Origin of the sequence: Pseudoroseomonas ludipueritiae, assembly GCF_014490445.1 — a bacterium.
Classification (GTDB): domain Bacteria; phylum Pseudomonadota; class Alphaproteobacteria; order Acetobacterales; family Acetobacteraceae; genus Pseudoroseomonas; species Pseudoroseomonas ludipueritiae.
The window spans coordinates 1-8,680 of record NZ_JACTUZ010000174.1 but is presented as its reverse complement, the minus strand read 5'-3'; the positions used below and the strand labels follow the sequence as shown (position 1 = coordinate 8,680).

The following is an 8,680-nucleotide window of genomic DNA, read 5'->3' as shown; positions in this document are numbered from 1 at the left end:
CCACCGCCGCGCGGCACCTGCACCACCAGGGCGCCGCCCTGGCCGGCCCGGTGCTGGATGCCCTGGCCGCCGGCACCCCGCCGCCGGGACAGCAGCCGGAAATCCTGCCCTATTGCCCCTTCCCGCCCGCCCCCCTGCTGCGGGCGGCGGCGCGGCGCGGGGTACGGCTGGCCGGCTGGCCCGACCTTCTCGCCGCCTTCACCATTCCTACCGGCTGAGGCAACGCTGGGTTGACAGCAGCGGGCCGAAAGGGTTTCCCGATCTCAACAATGCCCCCCGGAGATCCCCTGCCGCGCAAGCGCTTCCTGTTCCTTCAAGGGCCCATCAGCCCTTTCTTCAGCGAAGTCGGCGCTGGGCTGCGGGCGCTGGGCCATGAGGTCCATCGAATTAACCTGCATCTGGGCGATCGCCTGTTCTGGCAAGGCCCTGGCGCGGTCGACTTCCACGGAACGGCCGGGGAATGGCCCGATTTCGTCGGCCATTTCCTGGACGAAAACCGCATCACGCATCTGGTTCTGCTGGGCGAGCAGCGGCCCTACCACAAGGCCGCCATCGCCGCCGCGAGCACGCGGGGCGTGGAAGTCGTGGTCACGGACCTTGGTTATATTCGTCCTGACTGGATTGTGATCGAGCGGGATGGGCTGAATGCCTGCTCCCGCTTCACGCGCGACCCGGAGGCCATCATCCGCCTCGGTGCCTCCCTGCCGCCGCCAGACCTGGTGACGCGCCACCGTGACGACTTCCGCGTCCAGGCGCTGTGGGACGTGGTCTACAACCTCGCGGGGCAGGTGCGCTGGCCGGTCTTCCGGCACTACCGGGGGCACCAGATCTACCACCCCATCCCCTTCTATGCCGGCATCGTCATGCGGCTGCTGCGGCGTGGCCACGACAACCGCAAGGCCGACCGCATCCTGCGTGACCTTTCCGGCCGTGGCCCGCTCTACCTCATGGCGCTGCAGATGGAGAACGACTTCTCCATCCGCGCCTATTCCCGCTACACCGACATGGACACGCCGCTGCGCGAGGTGGCGCGGAGCTTCGCCGCCCATGCGCGGCCAGGCGCCCATCTTCTGGTCAAGGCGCATCCGCTGGACCCCGGGCTGAAGAACTGGGGCCAGCGCGTGCGGAGCATCGCGCAGGAGCATGGGCTGGAAGGCCGCATGCACTACCTCGGCGGCGGCAATCTCGGCGCCATGGTGGAGCAGGTGCAGGGCGTGGTCACGGTCAACAGCACCGTCGGCCTGCGCGCCATCCTGGGCCAGACCCCCACCTTCGCGCTGGGGGAGGCGCTCTACCGCATCCCCGGCCTGGTCTTCTCCGGCACGCTCGACCAGTTCTGGACCGAGGCCCCGCCGCCCGACCCGGCGCTGCGCGAGGGCTTCCTGCGCTCGGTCGCGCATTCCCTGCACATCCGCGGCGTCTACCATGCGGCGGAAGGGCGGCGCGTGGCGGTGGAAGGCGCCGTGCGCCGGTTGCACGAGGGCATCCTGAACCGCCCCGTGCCCGAGGCCCTGGACCCCGAGACCGAGGGCGCCACCGCCGGCTTCTGGCCGCCGCGCCCGAAGCGGGTGGGCTGAACAGGCGCGTCCCACGCGGGATGACGCCCGCCCTCAGCGGCGCAGCAGTTCCACCCGCCGCCGCCGCTCCCAGCCCACGCGCTCCAGCTCCGGCGTCTCGTGTTCCTCGCGCGGGTAGCCCAGGCAGAAATAACCGATCAGCACCCAGCCCGCCGGCACCTCCAGCGCCGCCTTCACGGCCTCGGGCTCCAGGATCGAGACCCAGCCCATCCCCAGCCCTTCCGCCCGCGCCACCAGCCAGAGGGTATGGGCGGCCAGCACGGCGGAATAGGAGGCCATCTCCGGCATGGTGGCGCGGCCCAGCCCATGGCCCTGGGCGGGATCGGGCTCGGCGAAGATGGCTAGGTGGCAGGGCGCCTCGTCCAGCCCGGCCAGCTTCAGCCGGGCATAGAGCCCGGCGCGGCCGCCATCCTGCCGCGCCAGGGCGGCGGCATTGCAGGCGGCGAAACTGGCGCGCACCGCCGCCCGCCGCGCCGGCGCCTCCACCAGCACGAAGCGCCAGGGCTGGCTGAGGCCGACCGAGGGCGCCAGCGCCGCCACCTCCAGCAGATCCTCCAGCAGGCCCGGCGGCAGCGGGTCCGGGCGGAAATGGCGCACGTCGCGTCGCCACCGGAAGAGGTCGCGCAACTGCTGGCGGAAGGCGGGGCTGAAGCTCGGCATGCGCCATTCTAGCGCCACGCGCCCCCCGGCACGAAGCGCCGCCGCCTCAACCCCGCGGCGCCACCGTCATCCACAGCGGCGCGGAAGGGCGCAGGGTGATGTCCACGCGCGGCGCCGGCGGCGTCCCGGCGCTGGTGAAGCGGATCTCGCGCAGCAGCACCGCCAGGATCGCCACCGCCTCCAGCATGGCGAAGCCGCCGCCGATGCAGAGGCGCGGCCCGGCGCCGAAGGGCATGAAGGCCAGGCGGTGCCGCGCCGCCACCAGCTCCGGCCGGAAGCGGCCGGGGTCGAAGAGCTGCGGCGCCTCCCACAGCGTCTCGTGCCGGTGCACGGCATGGATGGGGATGAAGATCGCGGTGTCCTCGCGCAGCGCAACGCCACCCAGGGTGAAAGGCTCCACCACCCGCCGTGCCAGGATGGGCACCGGCGGGTAGAGCCGCATCCCTTCCTGGAAGACCTGCCGCAGGTAGTCCAGCCGCGCCACATGCTCCGGCAGCACCGGGCCGCCGCCGGTCACGGCATCCACCTCCGCCGCCGCGCGGCTGGCGATCTCGGGGTGGCGGCCCAGCAGGTCCAGCGTCCAGGCCAGGCCCAGCGCCGTGGTCTCGTGCCCCGCCGTCAGGAAGGTGACGAGGTTGTCGGTGATCTGCCGGTCGTCCATGCGCTGCCCGGTCTCGGGGTCGCTGGCGCCCAGCAGCAGGTCGATCAGGTCGCCGCGCGCGGTGCCTTCCGCCCGGCGGGCGGCGACCTGCGCCATCAGCCGCCCGCGCAGATAGCCCACCGCCCGCCGCCCCCGCCGCCGGCCGGGATAAGGCACCCAGTCCGGCGCCCGCAGCAGGCTGGCGACGGTGGCCCAGCGCGTCAGCCGCAGATAGGCGCCGATATCCGCCGCCGCGCGCTCCACGTCGATATTGGCGGAGCCGGAAAGCATGGTCTCGACGATGATGTCGAAGGTGGCGCGCATGGTCTCCTGCTCCATGGCCACCGGCTGGCCGGGCGGCACCGCCAGCAGCCGCGCGGCGCCACGCCGGGCAGCCTCCAGCATGGCGGGCAGGAAGTTCTGCACCTGCGCCGGGCGGAAGATCGGCGCCAGGGCCCGGCGCTGCCAGCGCCATTCGGCGCCCTCGGCCGTCAGCAGCCCCTCCCCCAGCGCCGGGCCCAGGGGGCGGCGCACCGAATCGCCCTTGTCCAGCCGACCCGCTTCCGTGACCAGCGCCTGGTGCACCAGCTCCGGCGCCATCACATGCACGATCTCCCGCCCCAGCACGCGGCGCGGCAGGATCGGCTCGCGATAAACCTCCGGCGGCAGGGCTTCCAGCGGGTTGCGCAGGGTGGCGCGCAGCACCCGCAGGCTTTGCCCCGCCAGGGCGCCGAACTGCGCCAGCCCTTCCAGGGGGCGCATCGCGGAAGTGGAACCCGTGGTCATGCCGGCCCTCGTTCCAGGAGAAAACACCTGGGCCGGATATAGGGTGCCTGCCCCGCCGGCGCCCGCCTGGCCGGGCCGCGCGGGCAGGAGCCGGGGGCCGTTTTGGCCTGTAATCCATTCCCCGGTCCTCGCGTTATACGCCAGCCATGGCCCCTCTCGCACCCTCTCCCGCCAAGGCCGGACCTCACCGCCAGGATGGTGAGGAGGCTTCCACCCCGGCACGGTCCCATCCCGGCTGGGCGGAAGCCGAGCGGCTGGCGGTGCTGGAGCGCTATCTCGCCCTGGGCACCGGGCCGGAGCCGGCATTCGACGGCATCGTCCAACTGGCGGCCGAGCTGCTGGAAGCGCCCATCGCCGCCATCAGCCTGATCGGCGCGGACCGGCACTGGCTGATGGCCGAGGCCGGGCTCGGCCAGCGTGAATGGCCGCTGGACCATGCCTTCTGCCTCCAGGCCCTCCGGCAGCCCGGGGGGCTGGTGGTGCCGGATATCGCGGCCGATGCCCGCTTCGCCGCCCTGCCGATGCCCGAGGGCCACTGCCGCCCCCGCTTCTATGCCGCCGCCTTGCTGGAAACCTCGGGTGGCCTGCCGCTCGGCACCCTTTGCGTGCTGGACGGCAGCCCAAGGCCGGAAGGGCTGACGCCGCGCCAGCGCAGGGTGCTTGGCGGCCTGGCCCGGCAGGCCATGGGCGAGCTGGAGCTGCGATGCCTCCGCGCCGGGCAGGAAGCCGCCGCGCTGCGCCACCGGCAGATCCTGGACAGCGCCACCGACCTCGCCATCATCGGCACCGACCTGGAAGGCCGGGTGACGGGCTGGAATGCCGGGGCTGAGGCCCTGCTCGGCTGGCGCGCGGCGGAGATGCTGGGCCAGACCGCCCACCGCTTCTTCACCCCCGAGGACCGCGCCGCCCGCCAGCCGGAGGAGGAGATGCGCCTGGCGCTGGAGGCCGGCGGCAGCGCCGATGAGCGCTGGCACCTGCGGGCCGATGGCTCCACCTTCTGGGCCAGCGGCAGCATGCGGGTGCTGCGGGACGAGGCGGGGACGGCAACCGGCTTCGTGAAGCTGCTGCGCGACCAGACGGAGCGGCACAAGGCCCATGAGGCGCTGCAAGCTTCCAACGAACGCTACCGCCTGATCGCCCGCGCCACCGCCGATGCCGTCTGGGACTGGGACCTGGCGCGGAACCGGGTGGAATGGACCGAGGCGCTGGAAGCCACCTATGGCCACCGCCCCGATACGGTGGAGCCCAGCCATGCCTGGTGGCTGGCGCAGATCCACCCCGACGACCGCGCGGGCGTGGAGCGGAGCCTGCGGGCCGCGATCGCGCAGGGGGAGAGCCACTGGGCGCGGGAGCATCGCTTCCGCCGCGCCGATGGCAGCCATGCCACGGTGCTGAACCGCGGCTTCCTGCTGCGCGACGCCGAAGGGCGCGCCACCCGCGTGCTTGGCGCCATGCTGGACCTCAGCGGGCTGCGGCAGGCCGAGGCCGCCCTGCGCCGCAGTGAGGACCGGCTGCGCCTGGCCCTCGCCGCCGCCCGCATCGGCACCTTCGACTACCACGTGCCGGACAGCCGGCTGAGCTGGGACAACCGCTGCCGCGAATTGTTCGGCGTGGCTCCCGGCCAGTCCGTCAGCTACGAGGAAACCTTCCTGCCCTGCCTGCACCCGGAGGACCGGGAGGCGGCCCATGCGGCGGTGCTGCGCGCGCTGGACCCCAACGGCACCGGCGGCTTCAGCATCGAATACCGCACCATCGGCCATTCGGACGGGGTGGAGCGCTGGGTGGCCGCCAATGGCCAGGCCTTCTTCGAGGGCGGCGTCGCCACCCGGCTGACCGGCACCGTGCTGGATATCGGCGCCCGCAAGCTGGCCGAGGCGCGGCAGCGGGAGCTGAATGCGCGGCTGGAGGCGCTGGTGGAGGCCCGCACCCGCGCGCTGCGCAAATCCGAGGAACAACTGCGCCAGAGCCAGAAGATGGAGGCGGTGGGGCAGCTCACCGGCGGCATCGCGCATGACTTCAACAATCTTCTGGCCGGCATCAGCGGCAATCTGGAGCTGCTCGCCGCCCGCACAGCCCAGGGGCGGTACAGGGAGGTGGAGCGTTACGCCAATGCGGCCCAGGGCGCGGCCAGGCGCGCGGCGGCGCTGACGCACCGGCTGCTGGCCTTCTCCCGCCGCCAGACGCTGGACCCGCGCCCCACGGATGCCAACAGGCTGGTGGCGGGCATGGAGGAACTGGTGCGCCGCACCGTCGGCCCCGCCATCACGCTGGAGGTGGTGCAGGCCGGCGGCCTCTGGCCGACGCTGGTGGACCCGCACCAGCTGGAGAACGCGCTGCTCAACCTCTGCATCAATGCGCGCGACGCCATGCCGGGCGGCGGCCAGCTGACCATCGAGACCGCCAACCGCTGGCTGGACAACCGGACGGCGCAGGAACAGGACCTGCCGCCCGGGCAGTATATCTCGCTCTGCGTGTCCGACACCGGCACGGGCATGACGCCGGAGGTGGTGGCCAAGGCCTTCGACCCCTTCTTCACCACCAAGCCGCTGGGCCAGGGCACGGGCCTCGGGCTTTCCATGGTCTATGGCTTCGCGCGGCAGTCGGGCGGGCAGGTGCGGATCTATTCCGAGCCCGGCGACGGCACCACGGTCTGCCTCTACCTGCCCCGCCACCTGGGCGAGGCCGAGCCCCCCGAGCCAGCCCCCGCGGTGCCGGAAGCACCCCCCGCCCGGCAGGGCGAGACGGTGCTGGTGGTGGATGACGAGCCCACGGTGCGGATGCTGGTGACGGAGGTGCTGGAGGAACTCGGCTATGCCGCGCTGGAAGCCGCCGATGGCCCCGCCGGGCTGCGGCTGCTGCAATCCGGCGCGCGCATCGACCTGCTGGTGACTGATGTGGGCCTGCCCGGCGGCATGAACGGACGCCAGATGGTCGATGCGGCGCGCGAGGCGCGGCCGGACCTGAAGGTGCTCTTCATCACCGGCTATGCCGAGAATGCGGTGGTCGGCAATGGCCGGCTGGAGCCCGGCATGCATGTCATGACCAAGCCCTTCGCCCTGGAAGCCCTGGCCGCCCGCATCACGGAACTGATCGCGGCGGATTAGCCGTTCAGCAGGGCATCGATATCGGCCTGCGACAGCGGCGCCGCCGGGGGGCTGGCGGCGCCGAAATCCAGCAGCGCGTCGATATCCGCCTGGCAAAGGTCCGGCGTCGCCTGCGCGGCGGCGCTGGTGGTGCGCATCTGCGTCGGCACCCGCACGCCGCGCGGCGCCTCCAGCCCCACGCCCGGCACGATATGCTCCAGCATCGTCTCCACCTGCTGCAGGTGCTGGATGGCGCGGCGGATGCGCTGGCCCGTGACATCCTGGAAGGAGCAGGCCTCGAAGATCGAGTTCACCCGGGCGGAGAGCGCCTCGATCGAGGCCTGGTCCTTCTGGCCGCTGCTGATCCAGGCCTGAATCGCCTCGGTGGCTTCCATGATGGTATTGGCGGCGGCCTCGGTGGCCTGCACCACCGCCTCCAGCTCCAGCCCGCTGTTGCGGGTGCTGGCGGCGGGGATGGCGACCAGCTGCGCGATCTGCTCATGCACCTGGCCGAGCTTGCGGGAAAGATTCTCCTCCGCCATGTCGGCGATCTCGGAGGTGGCGGCGAGTTCGGCGCTCAGCTCCGCGATGCGGCGGTCCACGAAGCTGCGCATCTCCCCGAACAAGGGCGCGATCTCGGCGCGCAGCGCGGCGCGAAGGTCCGGGAAAGCCTCGGCGCTCGCGGGGTTGGTCATGGCGGGGGTCCTCGGTGGATGCGGCGGGTCGGAACCCCATTGTAATCCCTCGGGATGAATGGTTCCTTGCCGCCGCCCGCGCCCCTTCTCAGCCCGGCGCGTAGGCCTGCACATGCGCCTCGGCCAGCGCCTCCTCCAACAGCCGCCCGGCGCGGTATCCCGCCAGGTTCGCCGGCCGCGCCACGCCCGGCAGCAGGCGCGGGCAGGGCTCAGGCGCGCCGATCACGGTCTGCACCGGCAGGCGCTCGGCATAGACCGGCAGTTCGTAATCCTCGTCGTCATCCGCCACGCCCTTGGCGCGGATCTTGGCCGAGGCGCGCTCGATCTCCATCACCACCACGGCGGTGGCCTTGATCTCCTGCGCCGTGCTCTGGCGCAGCCCCGCCGTGCGGTCGGGGAAGAAGCGGTCCACCATCATCACCAGGGCGCGGCGCTTCTCCTCCGCATCCTCCACCAGCCGCGCCTGCCCGAAGCACATGACGGAGCGGTAGTCGGCCGAATGGTTGAAGCCGCAGCGCGCCAGCACGAGGCTGTCCAGATGCGTCACCGTCAGGCAGGCCGGCTGGCCGTCGGAGAGGTTGCGCAGCATCCGGCTGGCGCTGCTGCCGTGCCAGTAGAGATGGTTGCCTTCCCGCCAGAACAGCGTCGGCGTGCAATAGGGCTGGCCGTCCACGACGTAGGATACGTGGCAGAGGATGGCGGCATCCAGCAGCGCATGCACCGTGGCATGGTCGTAGAAGCCACGGTCGTGGCGGCGCTTCACGCGGTTGCGCTGGTCCACGGGATAGGTGGTGGCATCGGCGGTGACGGACATGGCAGGCAGGCCCTCGGTTGACAGGGGCAGTCTGGCGCCGTGGAATTGGTTGGCGAAAGGGCCAATCCGGGACAGGATATGCCGACCAATTCACCCAAGGCCGCGGCGCTGGAACTGCCCCTGCTGCTGGAAGGCGGCGGCAGCCAGTCCAGCCGCCTCCATGCCGGGCTGCGCGCCGCCATCCTGGGCGGCCGCCTGCCCGCCGGCTTGCGCCTGCCCGCCTCCCGCGTGTTGGCGGAACAGCTCGGCCTGCGGCGCAACGCCGTGGTGGTGGCCTATGAGCAATTGCTCAGCGACGGCCTGGCCGAGGCCCGCACCGGTGCCGGCACCTTCGTGGCCTCTCACCTCCCGCCCGCCGCCGCCCCCGCCGCCGCCACTCCGGCCCTGCCCGCCACCACGGGCCAGGGCGCCTTCGCGCTGGGCCG

General features: G+C 72.3%; 8 protein-coding genes. 4 read left to right on the top strand and 4 right to left on the bottom strand.

Going from position 1 to position 8,680, the window contains the following annotated elements:
• Together IBL25_RS22505 and IBL25_RS22500 are read left to right on the top strand one after the other, a co-directional pair.
• The coding region (locus tag IBL25_RS22505) for a hypothetical protein (protein WP_202986855.1) at positions 1 to 218 on the top strand (218 nt) is incomplete at its 5' end.
• A 51-nt stretch (positions 219 to 269) separates the two neighbouring features.
• Complete coding sequence (locus IBL25_RS22500) at positions 270 to 1,577, top strand: capsule biosynthesis protein (protein ID WP_187780728.1); 1,308 nt, start codon at positions 270 to 272, stop codon at positions 1,575 to 1,577.
• A gap of 33 nt (positions 1,578 to 1,610) precedes the next feature.
• Here the strand turns inward: IBL25_RS22500 and bluB are convergent, their stop codons facing one another.
• The gene (gene bluB, locus IBL25_RS22495; RefSeq protein ID WP_187780727.1) at positions 1,611 to 2,237 is read right to left on the bottom strand and encodes a 5,6-dimethylbenzimidazole synthase; all 627 of its coding nucleotides are present in this window, start codon (positions 2,235 to 2,237) and stop codon (positions 1,611 to 1,613) included.
• 46 nt (positions 2,238 to 2,283) lie between these two features.
• Positions 2,284 to 3,663, bottom strand: a complete 1,380-nt coding sequence (locus IBL25_RS22490) for a cytochrome P450 (RefSeq protein ID WP_202986854.1) — start codon at positions 3,661 to 3,663, stop codon at positions 2,284 to 2,286.
• Between the two features lie 146 nt (positions 3,664 to 3,809).
• Here IBL25_RS22490 and IBL25_RS22485 point away from each other — a divergent pair, with 146 nt between their 5' ends.
• Entirely contained in the window at positions 3,810 to 6,767 is a 2,958-nt protein-coding gene (locus IBL25_RS22485) for a PAS domain S-box protein (protein WP_187780726.1), read from the top strand.
• On the opposite strand, the gene IBL25_RS22480 is transcribed toward IBL25_RS22485, so the two are convergent.
• A complete protein-coding gene (locus IBL25_RS22480; protein WP_187780725.1) occupies positions 6,764 to 7,441 on the bottom strand; it encodes a hypothetical protein in 678 nt (225 codons plus the stop codon). The genes IBL25_RS22485 and IBL25_RS22480 overlap by 4 nt on opposite strands.
• A gap of 88 nt (positions 7,442 to 7,529) precedes the next feature.
• The gene (locus IBL25_RS22475; RefSeq protein WP_187780724.1) at positions 7,530 to 8,255 is read right to left on the bottom strand and encodes a pyridoxamine 5'-phosphate oxidase family protein; all 726 of its coding nucleotides are present in this window, start codon (positions 8,253 to 8,255) and stop codon (positions 7,530 to 7,532) included.
• A gap of 78 nt (positions 8,256 to 8,333) precedes the next feature.
• On the opposite strand from IBL25_RS22475, the gene IBL25_RS22470 reads away from it, so the two are divergent.
• Positions 8,334 to 8,680 (top strand): GntR family transcriptional regulator (locus tag IBL25_RS22470; RefSeq protein WP_187780723.1); only part of this gene is annotated, 347 nt, incomplete at its 3' end.